The sequence below is a fragment of the Polymorphum gilvum SL003B-26A1 genome (genome assembly GCF_000192745.1).
Lineage (GTDB): Bacteria > Pseudomonadota > Alphaproteobacteria > Rhizobiales > Stappiaceae > Polymorphum > Polymorphum gilvum.
This window is the reverse complement of the sequence record NC_015259.1, coordinates 807,745-824,329: the sequence shown is the minus strand read 5'-3', so window position 1 is coordinate 824,329 and position 16,585 is coordinate 807,745. Positions and strand designations below refer to the sequence as shown.

The 16,585-nt window shown below is 67.9% G+C and carries 12 protein-coding genes; 7 read left to right on the top strand and 5 right to left on the bottom strand.

The features are described from left to right. Positions 1-40 precede the first annotated feature (40 nt). The 7 genes from SL003B_RS03925 (at position 41) to SL003B_RS03895 (ending at position 10,798) form a co-directional block, all read left to right on the top strand. Complete coding sequence (locus SL003B_RS03925) at positions 41-1,015, top strand: ABC transporter permease (RefSeq protein WP_013651522.1); 975 nt, start codon at positions 41-43, stop codon at positions 1,013-1,015. Positions 1,016-1,029: 14 nt separating this feature from the next. After that, positions 1,030-1,992 (top strand): ABC transporter permease, encoded by a 963-nt coding sequence (locus tag SL003B_RS03920; protein WP_013651521.1) that lies wholly within the window; start codon positions 1,030-1,032, stop codon positions 1,990-1,992. Between the two features lie 9 nt (positions 1,993-2,001). After that, a complete protein-coding gene (locus SL003B_RS03915) occupies positions 2,002-3,771 on the top strand; it encodes a dipeptide ABC transporter ATP-binding protein (RefSeq protein ID WP_013651520.1) in 1,770 nt (589 codons plus the stop codon). A gap of 245 nt (positions 3,772-4,016) precedes the next feature. Then, a complete protein-coding gene (locus SL003B_RS03910) occupies positions 4,017-6,764 on the top strand; it encodes a heavy metal translocating P-type ATPase (protein ID WP_013651519.1) in 2,748 nt (915 codons plus the stop codon). A gap of 32 nt (positions 6,765-6,796) precedes the next feature. After that, entirely contained in the window at positions 6,797-8,470 is a 1,674-nt protein-coding gene (locus SL003B_RS03905) for an FAD-dependent oxidoreductase (protein WP_013651518.1), read from the top strand. Positions 8,471-8,558: 88 nt separating this feature from the next. Then, a complete protein-coding gene (locus SL003B_RS03900) occupies positions 8,559-10,358 on the top strand; it encodes an IlvD/Edd family dehydratase (RefSeq protein WP_013651517.1) in 1,800 nt (599 codons plus the stop codon). Between the two features lie 116 nt (positions 10,359-10,474). Continuing rightward, complete coding sequence (locus tag SL003B_RS03895) at positions 10,475-10,798, top strand: SCP2 sterol-binding domain-containing protein (RefSeq protein WP_083812041.1); 324 nt, start codon at positions 10,475-10,477, stop codon at positions 10,796-10,798. Between the two features lie 102 nt (positions 10,799-10,900). On the opposite strand, the gene gfa is transcribed toward SL003B_RS03895, so the two are convergent. The 5 genes from gfa to SL003B_RS03870 form a co-directional block, all read right to left on the bottom strand. After that, positions 10,901-11,479: an S-(hydroxymethyl)glutathione synthase gene (gfa, locus tag SL003B_RS03890; RefSeq protein ID WP_041375367.1), complete on the bottom strand. Its 579-nt coding sequence runs from the start codon at positions 11,477-11,479 to the stop codon at positions 10,901-10,903. Positions 11,480-11,845: 366 nt separating this feature from the next. Next, the gene (locus SL003B_RS03885; RefSeq protein ID WP_013651514.1) at positions 11,846-13,249 is read right to left on the bottom strand and encodes a TRAP transporter large permease; all 1,404 of its coding nucleotides are present in this window, start codon (positions 13,247-13,249) and stop codon (positions 11,846-11,848) included. A gap of 10 nt (positions 13,250-13,259) precedes the next feature. Then, positions 13,260-13,880 carry a TRAP transporter small permease gene (locus SL003B_RS03880; protein ID WP_013651513.1) on the bottom strand — a complete coding sequence of 207 codons (621 nt, stop codon included), beginning with the start codon at positions 13,878-13,880 and terminating at the stop codon, positions 13,260-13,262. 110 nt (positions 13,881-13,990) lie between these two features. Next, a complete protein-coding gene (locus SL003B_RS03875) occupies positions 13,991-14,995 on the bottom strand; it encodes a DctP family TRAP transporter solute-binding subunit (RefSeq protein WP_013651512.1) in 1,005 nt (334 codons plus the stop codon). Positions 14,996-15,243: 248 nt separating this feature from the next. Continuing rightward, positions 15,244-16,578 carry a sigma-54-dependent transcriptional regulator gene (locus SL003B_RS03870; protein WP_013651511.1) on the bottom strand — a complete coding sequence of 445 codons (1,335 nt, stop codon included), beginning with the start codon at positions 16,576-16,578 and terminating at the stop codon, positions 15,244-15,246. Positions 16,579-16,585: the final 7 nt, after the last annotated feature.

Below are 16,585 nucleotides of genomic sequence, written 5' to 3'. Positions count from 1 at the left end.
AGGTGTCCGGAAGCGGGACCGAACCCCGGAACGGTTCCTGATGCTCGGTTTCGCATTCCGCCGCCTGCTGCAGGCGGGCATCGTCATGGTTACAGTCGCGCTGATCGCGTTCAGCCTGTTCCGTTTCGTCGGCGACCCCGTCAACCAGATGGTCGGCATGGAGACCTCCGTCGAGCAGCGCGCCGCCCTGCGCCAGGAACTCGGCCTGAACGATCCGGTCCTCGTCCAGTTCGCCCGCTTCGTCGCCAACGCCGCCCGCTTCGACTTCGGCACGTCCTACCAGTTCCGCCAGCCGGTCGCCGACCTGTTCGCCAGGCGCATTCCGGCCACCCTGGAACTCAGCTTCGCGTCTGCAGTGCTGGCCCTCGCCCTCGGCATCCCGATGGGCGTCTATGCCGGCCTCAAGCGCGATTCACCCCTGTCCCGCCTGTTCCTGTCGCTGTCCCTGGTCGGCATCTCGCTGCCGACCTTCTTCATCGGCATTCTGCTGATCTTCCTGTTTTCGGTGACCTTGCAGTGGCTGCCGAGCTTCGGCCGCGGTGAGATCGTACAGGTCGGCTCCTGGTGGACCACGGGGTTCCTGACCGCGTCCGGGCTGAAGGCCCTGGTGCTGCCCTCGATCACCCTCGGCCTCTACCAGATGACGCTGATCATGCGCCTGATCCGAGCCGAGATGCTGGAGGTCATCCGCACCGACTACATCAAGTTCGCCCGCGCCCGCGGCCTGCCGGACCGGCTTGTCCATTTCCGCCACGCGCTTAAAAACACCCTGGTGCCCGTCGTCACCATCACAGGCCTGCAACTCGGCTCCATCATCGCCTTCGCCACCATCACCGAGACCGTGTTCCAGTGGCCTGGCATGGGCCTGATGTTCCTGCAGGCGGTGCGCAACGTCGACATCCCGATCATGGCTGCCTACCTGATGCTCACCGCCTTCCTGTTCGTGACGATCAACTTCGTCGTCGACATCCTCTATTACCTGATCGACCCGCGCCTGCGGGTCGATCAGGCCTGAACGGGAGACGAGCGATGGCCGCTCCCGCCGCTCCCGATCCGCCCCCTGCGCGCAGCGGCGCACCGAAACGCGCGCTCGCCCGCGCCCTCGACAGCGACCTGCTGCATTCCTTCCTGCGCTCCAGGGTGACGGTGATCGCCGCGCTCGGCACCCTCGCCTGCGTCGCTGCGGCGTTCCTGTCGCCCTGGATCGCGCCGCACGATCCCTTCGACCTCGCCGCCATCAGCATCCTCGATTCACGCCTGCCGCCGGTGTGGCTGGAAGAGGGCGATGCCCGCTTCCTGTTCGGCACCGACGACCAGGGCCGCGACCTGTTGTCCGGCATCCTCTACGGCATGCGGATCTCGCTCGTGGTCGGCGTCTGCTCGGTCGCCGCCGCCGCCATCCTCGGCATCGCGCTCGGACTCATCGCCGGCTATTTCGGCGGCCGCACCGATGCGCTGATCATGCGCATCGCCGACGTCCAGCTCACCTTTCCGGCGATCCTGATCGCGCTGCTGGTCGACGGCGCCGCGCGCGGCCTTTTCGGCTCCCTCGACCGAGAAGTCTACGCCTTCTGGATCCTGATCTTCGCCCTCGCGCTGTCGTTCTGGGTCCAGTATGCGCGCACCGTCCGCGGCTCGACGATGGTGGAGAAAAGCAAGGACTACGTCCAGGCGGCGCGCGTGATCGGCATTCCCGCCCCCGTCATCATGGTCCGCCACATCCTGCCCAACGTCATGGGGCCGGTCCTCGTCATCGCCACCCTCAACCTCGCCATCGCCATCGTCACCGAAGCGACGCTGTCCTTCCTCGGTGTCGGCATGCCGCCGACCCAACCCTCGCTTGGCACGCTGATCGCGACCGGCAACGACTTCCTCTATTCCGGCGAATGGTGGATCGCGATCTTCCCCGGCCTCGCCCTCGCGCTGCTGGTGCTCGCCGTCAACCTGCTCGGCGACTGGCTGCGCGACGCGCTGAACCCGAAGCTGCGCTGAGGAGATGCCATGACCGTCCTCGAGATCCGCGGCCTCAGGGTCGAGTTTCCCGGTCGCAGGTCGACCTTCGTCGCCGTCGACGGCCTCGACCTGGCGCTCGATCCCGGCAGGATCCTCGGCATCGTCGGCGAGAGCGGCGCCGGCAAGTCGACCGTCGGCAACGCGGTCATCGGGCTTCTGGCCGAGCCCGGCCGCATCGCCGCCGGCGAGATCCGCCTCGACGGCGAGCGGATCGACACGCTCGACGAGGCGCGCATGCGGCGCCTGCGCGGCCGGCGCATCGCCATGATCTTCCAGGACCCGCTGACCTCGCTCGACCCGCTGCAGACGATCGAATCCCAGCTCGTCGAGACCATCCGCACCCACTTGCCGCTGTCGCGCGCCGAGGCGCGCCGGCGCGCCGTCGACCTCCTCGACGCCGTCGGCATTCCCGACCCGGCCATACGCATCCGCCAGTACCCGCACCAGTTCTCCGGCGGCATGCGCCAGCGCGCGGTGATCGCGCTGGCGCTGTGCGCGAACCCTGAGATGATCGTCGCCGACGAGCCGACCACCGCGCTCGACGTCTCCATCCAGGCGCAGATCCTCACCCTGCTGAAGGACCTGTGCGCCCGTCGCAACGTCGCCATGATGCTCATCACACACGACATGGGCGTCATCGCCGACATCACCGACCATGTCGCCGTCATGTACCGGGGCAGGCTGGTCGAATACGGCGAGACCGCCAAGGTGCTGGGCGATCCCGATCACCCCTACACCCGCAGCCTGATCTCCGCCGTGCCCAGGCCCGACGTCAAGGTGGAGCGGTTCCCCGTCGTCGACTACATCGAGGCGGCCGGCACGCCGACGCGCCGCATCGACGTCGCCACCCACTGGCTCGGCCAGGCGCGCGCCTACGGCCGCATCGACGGGCCGCTGCTGTGCGTGCGCGACCTCGACATGCGGTTCCGCACGCGCACCTCGATCCTGCCCTCGCGCCGGCGCCATGTCGATGCCCTGAAGAAGGTGAGCTTCGACATCTTCCCCGGCGAGACCTTCGGCCTCGTCGGCGAGAGCGGCTCGGGCAAGTCGACCATCGCCCGCGTCATCGCCGGCCTCTGCCGGCCGACCGGCGGCTCGGTCGCCTTCGCCGGCACGGAGCTCACCGCGCCGGCGCGCCGGCGCGAGGTCCTGGCCATGCGCCGCCAGATGCAGATGATCTTCCAGGATCCCTATTCCTCGCTGAACGCGCGCATGCGCGTCGCCGACATCGTCGCCGAGCCGATCCGCTTCCACCGGCTGGCCGGGTCCGGCGCCGAGGTGCGCCGCATCGTCGACGACCTGCTCGATCACGTCGGCCTCGGCACCGCGGCCGGGGCGAAATACCCGCACGAGTTCTCCGGCGGCCAGCGCCAACGCATCTCGATCGCCCGGGCGCTCGCCACCCGGCCGCGGTTCCTGATCTGCGACGAGCCGACCTCGGCGCTCGACGTCTCGATCCAGGCGCAGATCCTCAACCTGCTGAAGGACCTTCAGGACGAACTCGGCCTGACAATGCTGTTCATCAGCCACGACCTCGCCGTCATCCGCCAGATGTGCAGCCGCATCGGCGTCATGCGCCACGGCGCGCTGTGTGAGGTGGCGACCGCCGACGACCTGTTCGAACGCCCGCAGCATCCCTACACGCAAGACCTGCTGCGCCTGATGCCGTCCATGACGCTGCTGTCGCGCGCCGGACTGGGCGAGGCCCCTGACCGGGTGGAAACGAAAATCGGGGAGGGGTTGCCCCCTCCCCAGTGAGAAACGCCCGGATGAATGTCGAGAAACGGATCGGACCCTTAAATGCGGCGGATCGCAAGGACTTCCTATACGTCAAGTGTACCGCAACAGGCTCGCGCCGGAAGGGCATACACGCTCATATTTCAGGCAGAAGCGGCGGGATCTGCGCAAAAAAGCGCGGCAACCCGCACAAGGCTTGACCTTCCAGTGACTGGAAGGCCTATCTAGGCGCACGATACCTGAATTCCTGACAGGACACATCAGCCATGGACGCTGCCGTCACACCCCTTGCCGGGCAGGTTACCCTCGCCATTGACGGACTGCATTGCGGAAGCTGCGTCCGCAAGGTCGAGGCGGCGCTGAACCGCGTCGACGGCGTCGGCAGTGTTGCCGTCGACCGGAGCAACGCCCGCGCCGAGATCGCGCTGACCCGTCCGGTTCCGACCGACGCCCTGATTGCGGCGGTCGAGGCCGCCGGTTTCGGCGCCCGACTGCCCGGCCCCGCGCAACGGATCGTGCTCGACGTCACCGGCATGCACTGCCGCAGCTGCGTCGGCCGAATCGAACAGGCTCTGGCCGGCCTGCCCGGCGTCGGCGGCGTCGCCGTCGACCTCGCCCGCAAGCAGGTCGAGGTCTCGCTCGTCGACCCGGTCACCACTCCTGCGACCCTGGTCGAAACGCTGGAACGCCTCGGCTTCGGCGCCAGCATCCCTGCGCCGGGCATTCCCGCGCAGTCGACAACGGCCCAAGCCGCATCCAAAGCCGACGCCACCGTGCTCGAACGCCGGCCCGTCCCTCCCTCCGCGCCCGCCAGAGGAGACGGCGACACCGTCACGCTCGACATCACCGGCATGACCTGCGCCAACTGCGCCGTCAGCGTCGAGAAGGCGCTCGCCGGCACGCCGGGCGTGATCGGGGCCAGCGTCAATGTCGCGCTCGAGAACGCCACCGTGTCGCTGGCACAGCCGGTGCCGGCCGAGACGCTGATCGCAGCCGTCGAGAAGGCCGGCTATGGCGCCCGCCTCCAGCCGCGGGACCTCGCCTCCGTGCGCGCCGCGCGCGAGGAGGCCGAAGCGACCGCCCGGGCCCACGAACGCCGGATGCTGCTGCTCTTTGTGCTCTCCGCGCTGCTGACCGCACCGCTCGCCCTGCCCATGGCGCTGATGCCCTTCGGCATCCACTGGATGCCCGCTCCCCTCGTCCAGTTGGCCCTCGCCGCCCCGGTCCAGGTGCTGGTGGGCGCCCGCTTCTACAGGGGCGCGTTCCACGCCCTGCGCAGCGGCGGCGCCAACATGGATGTGCTCGTCGCGCTCGGCACCTCGGCGGCCTTCGGCTACAGCCTGTTTCGTGTCTTCGTGCCCGAAGCGTCCGGTCCCGGTCACCTCTATTTCGAGGCCTCTGCGGTGATCCTGACGCTGGTGCTGCTCGGCAAGCTGCTGGAGGCGCGCGCCAAGCGTTCCACCTCGGCCGCCGTGCGCGCCCTGCTGGCGCTGCGGCCGGACGTGGCCAACCGCCTGGTCGGCGACGCGATCGAGACCGTTCCGGTGGCGCAACTCCGCCTCGGCGACATCGTGCTGGTGCGCCCAGGCGAACGCGTGCCCGTCGACGGACGGATCCTCGCGGGTGCGAGCGAACTCGACGAAGCGCTGATCACCGGCGAAAGCCTGCCGGTCGGCAAGGGCGTCGGCGATGCCGTGACCGCCGGCACCGTCAACGGCTCGGGCGCATTGCGCGTCGAGACCACCGCGCTCGGCGAGGACACCACCCTTGCCCGCATCATCCGCCTGGTCGAGGGCGCCCAGGCGAAGAAGGCTCCGGTGCAGAAGCTGGTCGACCGGGTTGCCGCCGTCTTCGTACCGATTGTCGTCGTGGTCTCCCTCGTCACCTTCGGCGCCTGGATGGCCTTCGGCCCCGGCCTGGAGCAGGCGATCGGCGCCGCCGTCGCCGTGCTCGTCATTGCCTGCCCCTGCGCTCTCGGCCTCGCCACGCCGACCGCCCTGGTCGCCGGCACCGGCGCCGCCGCCCGCGCCGGCATTCTGATCCGCGACATCGACGCGCTGGAGATCGCCCACCGGGTCCGCACCGTCGCCTTCGACAAGACCGGCACGCTGACCGAGGGGCGCCCCGTCGTCACCGACATCATCGCCTTCGACAAGGACGCCGACCGCCTTCTTGCCGTCGCCGCCTCGGCCCAGATGGCGAGCGAACACCCGCTCGCCCGCGCCATGGTCGAGGCCGCCCAGGCAAGGGGCCTGCCGCTCGCCCCGCCCGACGAGTTCGAGGCAGTGCCCGGCCAGGGCATGGTCGCCATGATCGGCGCCCATTCCGTCGCCATCGGCAACACCGCGCTCATGGACCAGTTGAAGGTCGACCGCTTCACCGCCGACTCCCTGCGCCGCACGCTCGAGGCCGAGGCGAAGACCAGCGTCACCGTCGCCGTCGACGGCCGCGCCGTCGGGGTCATCGCACTGGCCGACACCGTCCGCCCTGGAGCCGCCGCCGCGATTGAGGCGCTCCGCAGGCGCCAGGTACGAACAGTCATGATCACGGGCGATTCGGAAGCCGTCGCCAGGACGGTTGCCGGCCAGATCGGCCTCGACGATCTGCGCGCCGGCGTCCGTCCGGAGCAGAAGGCGGCAGCCATCGCCGAGTTGCGGGCCGGCGGCGACGCCGTCGCCATGGTTGGCGACGGCCTCAACGACGCCCCCGCGCTCGCCGCCGCGGACATCGGCATCGCCATGGGCTCGGGTGCCGATGTCGCCATGGAGACCGCCGGCATCACCCTGATGCGGAGCGATCCGCGGCTGGTTCCGGCCGCCCTCGACGTATCGCGCGTCACCTTGCGCAAGATCCGTCAGAACCTGTTCTGGGCCTTCGTCTACAACGTCGTCGGCATCCCGCTCGCAGCCTTCGGCCTGCTCTCCCCGGCGCTCGCGGGCGCTGCCATGGCGATGAGTTCCGTCTCCGTGGTCACCAACGCCGGGCTGTTGCGGCGCTGGAATCCCACGATATAGTCCTCCAGGATTCGAAGGAGGAGTTGGTCGAGGTGGACATTCCGGATCGTTGCGACGTGATCATCGCCGGCGGCGGTCCCTGTGGGCTGATGCTGGCCAACGAACTCGGTCGGCGCGGCGTGACCGCCGTGCTTGTCGATCTGAAGCCGGACACGGCCTTCAATCCGCAGGCCAACGCCACCCAGGCCCGTACCATGGAGCACTATCGGCGGCTCGGTTTCGCCGACGAGATTCGGGCGCTCGGCCTGCCTTCGGACTATCCGACCGACATCGCCTATTTCACCCGCCACACGGCGCATGAACTGGCGCGCATCGAACTGCCGTCCGCATCCCGGGCCGCGGATGTCGCCAAGCACTCGAAGGGTGCCTGGAGCACGTCCGAACTTCCCCACCGCGTATCGCAGAAGTTCGTCGAGAAGGTCCTGCGCGCCAAGGCCGAAGCGCTGGACGGGATCTCCGTCAACTACGGCTGGAGGCTCCGGGACTTCACCGACACCGGCGACGGCGTAGTGGCGGAGGTCGAGAACGTTTCGGACGGCAGCCGGACAACGGTGTCCGGCCTGTGGCTGGTCGGCGCCGACGGCGCTCGCAGCTTCGTGCGCCAGAAGCTGGGCTTTTCCTATGCCGGCGAGACCGGCGTCGTCCGCGACTTCATGGGCGGGCGCATGTACGCCGTCTACCTGCGGGCTCCCGCCTTCTATGACGTCGTCCCGCACAAGCGCGCTTGGATGTACTGCACCTTCAATTCCGAGCGGCGCAGTTTCATGGCCAGCGTCAACGGGCGCGACGAATTCGCCTTCCACACTCAGCTGAAGGACGGCGAGGACGAGGAGGCGATAACCGACGAGCGCGCGCGGGCGATGGTCCTGCAGGCGGTCTTTGCCGGCGCGCCGCCTGCGGATTTCGAGATCGAGATCCTGTCGCGCGGCGGCTGGACCGCCGGCCATGCCCTGGTGTCGGACGGCATGCAGGCGGACCGCGTCTTCATCGGTGGCGATGCGGCGCATCTGTTCACCCCCGCCGGCGGGCTCGGCTACAACACGGCAATCGAGGACGCCGTCAACCTCGGCTGGAAGCTCGCCGCCGTCGTCAAGGGCATCGCGGCGCCGTCGTTGCTCGACAGCTACGCGGCGGAGCGCCGCCCGGTCGCGGTGCGCAACACCGGCTATGCCCGCGCCTTCGCCGACTCCATGGGTCATTTCCGCCCCGATCCGGACCTGGAGCGGGACAGTCCTGCCGGGGAGGCCGCGCGCCGGCGCGCCGGCGCGCACTTCAACGCCCATGTCCGTCGCGAGTTCGACATTCCCGGCGTCACCTTCGGCGCGCGCTACGACGGCTCGCCGATCATCGTCGCCGATGGCACCGAGCCGCCGCCAGACGCCGCCAACGACTATCGGCCGACCGCCTGTCCGGGCGGCCGCGCGCCGCACATCTGGATCGACGGCGAAACCTCTCTCTACGACCTGTTCGGCTTCGAATGGACCCTGCTGCGTCTCGGCGCCGATGCCCCGCCGGGCACAGCCTTCGAAACCGCCGCCCGTGCCGCCGGGCTGGACCTGAGGCTGGTCCATGTCCCCACCGCAGAAGCCCGCGCGCTCTACGAGGCACGGCTCGCTCTGGTGCGTCCGGATCAGGTCGTCGCCTGGCGCGGCGACGCCGACGAGGAGGCCGACGCAATCCTCGCACAGGCCGCCGGGCTCGCCTGACTGCCTACCCCGAGGCCCGTCAGGCATGCTAATCATCGCGATCTAATCGATTGAGTCCGGCCGCGCCGGCGACGAGGGAGAGACGCTCATGCCCGACCGCACCCGACGCTACCTGCGTTCGACCGCCTGGTTCGACAACCCCGATGACCCGGGCATGACCGCGCTCTACATCGAGCGCTACCTGAACTTCGGCCTGACGCGCGCGGAGTTGCAATCCGGCAAGCCGATCATCGGCATCGCCCAGACCGGCTCGGACCTGTCGCCCTGCAACCGCCATCACCTCGAGCTGGCTAGGCGTGTGCGCGAGGGCATCGTCGCCGCCGGCGGCGTCTGTTTCGAGTTCCCGGTCCATCCGATCCAGGAAACCGGCAAGCGCCCGACCGCCGCGCTCGACCGCAACCTCGCCTATCTCGGCCTCGTCGAGGTGCTGCACGGCTATCCGATCGACGGCGTCGTGCTGACAATCGGCTGCGACAAGACCACGCCGGCCTGCCTGATGGCCGCCGCGACCGTCAACATCCCGGCCATCGCCCTGTCGGTCGGGCCGATGCTCAACGGCTGGCACAAGGGCGAGCGCACCGGCTCGGGCACCATCGTGTGGAAGGCGCGCGAAATGCTCGCCGCCGGCGAGATCGACTACGACGGCTTCATGGACCTGGTGGCCTCCTCCGCACCCTCCGTCGGCTACTGCAACACCATGGGGACGGCAACGACGATGAACTCGCTCGCCGAGGCACTCGGCATGCAGTTGCCCGGAGCCGCCGCCATTCCCGCACCCTACCGCGAGCGCGGCCAGATCGCCTACGAGACCGGCCGGCGCATCGTCGACATGGTCTGGGAGGACCTCAAGCCTTCCGACATCATGACGCGCGCTGCCTTCGAGAACGCTATCGTCGTCAACTCCGCCATCGGCGGCTCGACCAACGCGCCGATCCATCTGAACGCCATCGCCGCCCATCTCGGCGTGCCGCTCGACAACGACGACTGGCAGGATATCGGCCTCGACGTGCCGCTGCTGGTCAACCTGCAGCCGGCGGGCGAATATCTCGGCGAGGACTATCATCACGCCGGAGGCGTGCCCGCCGTCGTCGGAGAGTTGCTGCGCGCCGGCCGCCTGCCCCATCCCGAGGCGGTCACCGCCAACGGCCGGACCATCCGCGAGAACTGCATCGCCTGTGAGATCGCTGCGCCGGAGGTCATTCGCCCGTTCGACCGGCCGCTGAAGGAGCGCGCCGGTTTCCTCAACCTGAAGGGCAACCTGTTCGACAGCGCGCTCATGAAGACCAGCGTGATCTCGCCGGACTTCCGCCAGCGCTACCTGTCCAACCCCGACGATCCGGACGCCTTCGAGGGCCGCGCCGTCGTCTTCGAGGGGCCGGAGGACTATCACGCCCGCATCGACGACCCTGCGCTGGAGATCGACGAGCACTGCCTGCTGTTCATCCGCGGCACCGGCCCGATCGGCTATCCGGGCGGCGCCGAGGTGGTCAACATGCAGCCGCCGGCCGCGCTTCTGAAGCGCGGCATCCGTTCCCTGCCATGCATAGGCGACGGCCGCCAGTCCGGCACCTCCGGCTCGCCGTCGATCCTCAACGCCGCTCCGGAGGCTGCCGCGATGGGCGGGCTGGCGCTCGTGCGAACCGGCGACCGGGTCCGCATCGACCTGAAGCGGGGCACGGCGAACATTCTGGTCTCCGACGAGGACCTGGCCGCCCGCCGCGCCGAACTCGAGGCCGCCGGCGGCTTCGCTTACGCGCCGCACCAGACGCCCTGGCAGGAGATCCAGCGCGGCATGGTCGAGCAGTTCGACAAGGGCATGGTCCTCAGGCCGGCGGTCAAGTACCGCGACGTCGCCCACACCGGTGGCCTGCCACGCAACAACCACTGACCGGCTGCCCCGGGTCGGCCTCTGGCCGGCTTGGGGCCACGCCGCGGCGTTCAACTCTCGGCCGATGTCGCAACGGCACGACTTGACGATTACGTAAACGGCATGTTTGGGTCCCGATGAACCGGCGCCGGCTGCGTCGACTTTCCGGAGACCGACCCATGACCCTTGAAGGCCTGACCGAAACCGTGCGTGCCAAGGTGGCCGGCGGCGGCATTGACCGCAGCGTGACGTTCGATTGCGGGGACGCCGGCGTCATCCGTGTCGACGGCACCCTCGTCACCAACGAGGACGTGCCGTCCGACTGCACCGTCATGATATCCGCCGGCACCCTCGCAAGCCTTCTGGCCGGCGAGCTCAATCCGACCATGGCCTTCATGATGGGCAAGATCAAGGTCGCCGGCGACATGAGCGTCGCCATGAAGCTCGGCAAGATCGTCTGAGCCATCGCCGTCCAAGCCTGTCGCGGCGCTTGACGCGATCGGGACGAACGGCGTCGGTCGGACGGACCGGCGCCGCTTTCTTCCGCTTGCGCGAACCTCCTGTCAGGCCGGCAGCGCGCCGGACTTCTTGGCCGCGTGGGTGGCGATCAGGTCCATGATCGGGGGCGACAGGGCATCGTAGGGCTCGAGCCCCAGGTCGCGCAGCCGCGAGCGCACCGCCCCCATCTTCGACGGATCGTAGCCGGATTCGATGATCGACGACACGAAGGCGGCGAATTCCGGCGGCGACCAACCCTGCTCGTCCGACAGCTCGGTATGGATGAAGTCGAGGCCGTAGAGCGGATGCTCGGTGTTCTCGATCCGCCCGTACATGTGCACGCCGCAGTCCTTGCAGGCGTAGCGCTGGATCGGCGCGGCCGGGTTGACGATCTGCAGCTTGTCGCCGTTGGCGATCACCTGCACCGCCTCGCGCGGCACCACTGCGATCTGGCTGAACACCGCCCCCTTCGGCTTCCAGCACTTGGTGCAGCCGCATACGTGGTTGTGCGCGCTCTGGGCGCTGATCTTCACCTTCACCGGATTGGTCTTGCAGTGGCAGGTCAACGTGCCGCCGCTGAAGCCCGCCCGAGCCGGCGGAAAGCCGTTGTCCACCTGGGGGTGGATCTTGATGTTGCTCGGCATCGGCCGGGCCGGTTTCGACGGGGCGCTGCCTCCGCCGAAGATACTGGAAAGGAATGACATTGCGACGCACCTCCCTGCGTGTTTGCTCGCGCGCCTTCTGGGAAGGACGCGCCGGGAGCCCGCTCGTCTGATACCGAAAGCTGCGCGGTACCGGCGGTGGCCGGCCATTGCCTCGACAGCAAAGACTTTCGCCCGTCAAAACGGACAACCCCACGAAAATAATAGGAACGTCAGCCGCGCCGCCGCGAGCCCCACCTAGGTACAAATCCCGGTTGCGCTGCACACAAGCGTGGCGGTCATCTTGCGGCTCCGACGCGAAGAGCCGGAGCGATGCCCCGGCCCTTGTCCGTGTCGCGCCGGTCGCGCTCAGCGGTTGATGATGAGCTCCGGTCCCATGAGGCTGTAGGGCAACCAGGTCGACAGCACCGGCACGTAGGTGACCAGGATCAGGAACACGAACAGGATCGCCACGAAGGGGGCCGCCGCCCGTACCACCTGCACCAGGCTCATGCCGGTGATACCGGAGGTGACGAACAGGTTGAGCCCGATCGGCGGCGTGATCATGCCGATCTCCATGTTCACCACCATGATGATGCCGAGGTGGATCGGGTCGACGCCGAGCTGCATGCCGATCGGGAACACCACGGGCGCGACGATCAGGAGCAAGCCGGACGGCTCCATGAACTGGCCGCCGATCAGGAGCAGGATGTTGACCGCGATCAGGAAGGTGAACCAGTTGAAGCCGGCGCCGACCATCCAGTCGGTGATCGCCTGCGGGATGCGCTCCGAGGTCAGCACATGGGCGAACAGCAGCGCGTTGACGATGATGAACATCAGCATGATCGTCGTCTTGGCCGCGTCGACCAGCACCTTCTTGGTGTCGGCATGGACGCAGCCGGGCAGGAAATAGACCGCCGTGAGCCACAGGTTGCGCAGGATCGCCCCCTGGATGGTCTCGCTCTCCTTGCGCATCGGCACGCCCTTCAGTGGTCCCATGTCGCGGTAGACGAACACCGCGATCAGAAAGGCATAGACCGCCGCCACTGCTGCCGCTTCGGTGGGCGTGAACACGCCGCCATAGATGCCGCCGAGGATGATGATGATCAGCAGCAGGCCGAAGCCGGCCTCGCCGGCCGCCGACAGCACTTCCGGCACGCCGGCGAACGGCTGCTTCGGCATCTTCTTGAGCCGCGCGTTGACGTAGATCGCGATCATCAGCATCAGGCCGGCAACGAGGCCGGGTATGACGCCGGCCAGGAACATGCGTCCGACCGACACGTCGGTCGCCGCCGCGTAGACCACCATGACGATGGACGGCGGGATCAGGATGCCGAGCGTGCCGGCATTGGCAATCACGCCGGCGGCGAATTCCTTGGTGTAGCCGACCTGGCGCATGCCCGCGATGGCGATGGTGCCGATGGCAACCACGGTGGCCGGCGAGGAGCCGGACAGCGCCGCGAACAGCATGCACGAGAACACCGCTGCAATGGCGAGGCCGCCCCGCACATGGCCGACGCAGGCGATGGCGAAGCGGATGATGCGCCGCGCCACTCCGCCCGTCGACATGAAGGCCGAGGCCAGGATGAAGAACGGGATCGCCAGCAGCGTGTAGTTCTGCGACGCCGTGAACAGCTGCAACGCGACCGATGAGATCGAGTCCTTGGAGAAGAAGGCGATCGTCAGCACGCTCGACAGGCCGAGCGAGATGGCGATCGGGACGCCCAGGAAGAGGAGGGCGAGGACCAGGATGAACAGGGCTGCGGCTTCCATGATGTCCCCCTCAGTCCTTCAGCACGTCTTTGTTCTCGGCGACGAGCTCTTCCGCCTCGTGCGCCGCGATCATCATCTCGCGCTCGCCACGGACGATCTGCCAGGCCGCCTGCAGGCAGCGGAAGGCGAACAGCGCGAGGCCGATGGGCAGGATCAGGTAGGCGATCCAGCGCTGCACGCGCTGCTTGGTGCCGAAGGTCTCCTGGATGAACTCCGGATAGCGCAGGTCGTCGAGGCCGATGCCGATCTTGTACATCTTGGACCAGTAGTCGATCGCTCCGCCCCGCGCGTTGGCGCCGAACAGCTGCAGCCAGTCGGACGACAGCAGGATGACGCCATAGGCGACGCCGCACAGCGCGCCGAACACGGCGACGGTGCGAAACAGCCGGGTGGGCAGCAGCCGCACGACGGCATCGACGCCCAGATGCGCGCCGATCTTCACGCCGTAGCTCATGCCAAACAGGATCAGCCAGGCGAACAGGATACGGGTGAATTCAAGCGCGCCGGTCCAGCCCGAATTGAAGCCGTAGCGCGCAACCACCTGGGTGAAGGTCACGATGGTCATCGCCGCGAGCAGGAACGCCAGCACGCCCTCCTCGAAGCGCGTGACCCAATTGTCGACGCGTTGCATGAGTTCCCCCGCACGGTGCCGATTGGCTTGTTGCTTGTTCTGCCGCGCGTTCTCCGCGCGCAGGCTGCGGAAAGGCCGGGACGGCCTTTCCGCGTCTCGGACGTGTCCGCTCAGCTCGCGTTGTTGGCCGCGACGGCGGCGTCGATGAGCTCCTTGCCGATGTCGCCCTCGAAGCGTTCCCAAACCGGCTTCATGGCATCCATCCAGGCCTTGCGCTGATCGGCGTTCAGCTCGCGGATGGTCGAGCCGGCGTCGAGAATGCGCTGGCGGTTTTGCGCTTCCATGTTGGCGACTTCGGCATTCGCTGCGGCCGTCACTTCCTCGGTGATCTTGAGGAACTGCTCGCGCACGTCCGGCTCCAGGCTGTTGAGCCATTCATCGGAGGTGACCAGCAGGTAGGCCAGAACCTGATGATTGGTCTCGGTGATGCCGTCCTGCACCTCGAAGAACTTTTGAGTGTAGATGTTCGACCAGGAGTTCTCCTGGCCGTCGACGACGCCGGTCTGCAGCGCGCCGTAGACCTCCTTGAAAGCCAGCTTCTGGGCGTTGGCGCCCATGGCGGCGATCATCGCCTCGGCGACGTCCGAGGTCTGGATGCGGAACTTCAGGCCCTTGGCATCGGTGGGCAGCAGCAGCGGCTTGTTGGCCGAGAACTGCTTCAGGCCGGAGTTCCAGTAGCCCAGCCCGAGGTAGCCGACGTCGGTCATCGAGTTCAGCAGGTCCTTGCCTGCATCGCTGGCCGTGAACCGGTCAACGGCCTCCAGGTCCTGGAACAGGAACGGCAGGTCGAACAGGCGGAACTTGAGCGTGTAGGCCTCGAACTTCGACAGCGAGGGCGCCGCCAGCTGGACGTCGCCGAGCAGCAGCGCTTCCATCACCTTGTCGTCGTCGAACAGCTGCGAGTTCGGGAACACCTGCATGCAGGCCTTGCCGTTCATCTCCTCGTTGATGCGCTTGGCCAGCAGCGTCGCCGCATCGCCCTTCGGATGGCCGCTTCCGGCAACCACGTGGCTGAACTTGATGACGATTTCGCCGTCCTGGCAGTCGTCGGCAAGCGCCGGACCGGCAAGGGCGAAGGAGACGGCCGCGGTGGCCGCCAGCAGGAACTTTTTCATGAATGTCCTCCCAGACATCTTGGTTTGGGCCGCGGGCGCGACCGGACTTGATTTTGGCCGCAGGGCGCGGCCGGACGCCGTAAGGTTAGCAAGCCGCATGCCAGGAACGGCTCACCCGCCGTCTGCACGCAATCCGCAGGCAATCCTGGGTCTGCGTCCGCTTCGAACGCGCCAATCGCAATGCCGATGGGTCGAAAGCCACCCTTCGCATCCCTCCGATGTGTCGATTCCGACACATGCCCGTGCCGTCAGACTCGGTCGGCGTCCTCACGCCCCAGCCCGTATTTGCGCATCTTCTCGTACAGCGCCTTGCGCGACAGCCCGAGCGCCTCGTAGGTAGCCTTGATGCTGCCGTCGTTGCGCGCGAGTTCCGCGGCGATCAGCGATTTCTCGTAGGCGGCAACCTTGGCGAACAATCCGTCGGCGCCAGCCTCGGACGCGTCGTCGACCGCCTCCAGCCCGAGCACGAAGCGGTCGGCAACGTTTCGTAGTTCGCGCACGTTGCCCGTCCAGGACCTCGTCATCAGGTCGGCGACGAAATCGCTCGGGACGTCGGGGATCTCGCGGCGGTAACGGGCGCGCGCCTCGCGCGCCAGATGATGGAACAGCAGCGGGATGTCCTCGCGCCGCTCGCGCAACGGCGGGATCGCGACCGTCACCACATTGAGGCGGTAGAACAGGTCTTGGCGGAACCGCCCCTCCGCGCTCGCCCGCTCCAGATCGTCCTTGGTCGCCGCAATGAAGCGCACGTCGAGCGCGATCGCCCTGTTGGAGCCGAGTCGCTCGATGGTCCGCGTCTCGATCACCCTGAGCAGCTTGACCTGCAGTTCCAGCGGCATGGATTCGATTTCGTCGAGGAACACCGTGCCGCCGTGGGCATGCTCCAGCTTGCCGATGCGCTGGCCGCTGGCGCCGGTGAAGGCGCCCTTCTCGTGGCCGAACAGCTCCGACTCGATGATGTCGGCCGGCAGCGCGCCGCAGTTCAGCGCCACGAACGGCTTGTCGCCGCGCGGCCCTTCCTCGTGCAGGGCGCGCGCCACCACCTCCTTGCCGGCCCCGGTCTCGCCGAGGATCAGCACGTCCGCGTCGGTCGTCGCCAGCGCCAGCACCTTGCGGCGCAACCGTTCCATGCCCGCCGACCGGCCGACCAGGCGCCCTTCCAATCCCGAACGATCGGCCAGTTCCTGGCGCAGCGCCCGATTCTCCAGCACCAGCCGCCGCTTTTCCAGCGCCCGCTCGATGACCGCGGCAAGCCCCGCCACGGCGAAAGGCTTTTCCAGGAAGTCGTAGGCCCCGGCCCGCATCGCCTCCACCGCCAGCGGCACGTCGCCGTGGCCGGTGATCAGGATCACCGGCAGCGCCGGATCGATCTCGAACGCCCGGCGCATCAGGTCCAGTCCGTCGGTCTTCGGCATCTTGATATCAGTTACCAGCACCCCGTAGAAGTCCCGGCCGATCCATTCCGTCACGCCATCGGCACCGTCGAACGCAATGACGTCGTGGCCGACGAGTTCGAGCCCCTGGGCAAGCGCGTCGCGCAGTTCGTCGTCGTCGTCGACCAGCAGGACTTTGATCCGATCCATGGAGTTC

Bases quoted from the DNA above. Each gene is read 5' to 3' on its own strand.
- SL003B_RS03910 (WP_013651519.1), top strand. From the start codon at position 4,017: ATGGACGCTGCCGTCACACCCCTTGCCGGGCAGGTTACCCTCGCCATT.
- SL003B_RS03875 (WP_013651512.1), bottom strand. From the start codon at position 14,995: ATGAAAAAGTTCCTGCTGGCGGCCACCGCGGCCGTCTCCTTCGCCCTT.
- gfa (WP_041375367.1), bottom strand. From the start codon at position 11,479: ATGCCGAGCAACATCAAGATCCACCCCCAGGTGGACAACGGCTTTCCG.
- SL003B_RS03925 (WP_013651522.1), top strand. From the start codon at position 41: ATGCTCGGTTTCGCATTCCGCCGCCTGCTGCAGGCGGGCATCGTCATG.
- SL003B_RS03900 (WP_013651517.1), top strand. From the start codon at position 8,559: ATGCCCGACCGCACCCGACGCTACCTGCGTTCGACCGCCTGGTTCGAC.
- SL003B_RS03915 (WP_013651520.1), top strand. From the start codon at position 2,002: ATGACCGTCCTCGAGATCCGCGGCCTCAGGGTCGAGTTTCCCGGTCGC.
- SL003B_RS03880 (WP_013651513.1), bottom strand. From the start codon at position 13,880: ATGCAACGCGTCGACAATTGGGTCACGCGCTTCGAGGAGGGCGTGCTG.
- SL003B_RS03870 (WP_013651511.1), bottom strand. From the start codon at position 16,578: ATGGATCGGATCAAAGTCCTGCTGGTCGACGACGACGACGAACTGCGC.
- SL003B_RS03920 (WP_013651521.1), top strand. From the start codon at position 1,030: ATGGCCGCTCCCGCCGCTCCCGATCCGCCCCCTGCGCGCAGCGGCGCA.
- SL003B_RS03885 (WP_013651514.1), bottom strand. From the start codon at position 13,249: ATGGAAGCCGCAGCCCTGTTCATCCTGGTCCTCGCCCTCCTCTTCCTG.
- SL003B_RS03895 (WP_083812041.1), top strand. From the start codon at position 10,475: ATGAACCGGCGCCGGCTGCGTCGACTTTCCGGAGACCGACCCATGACC.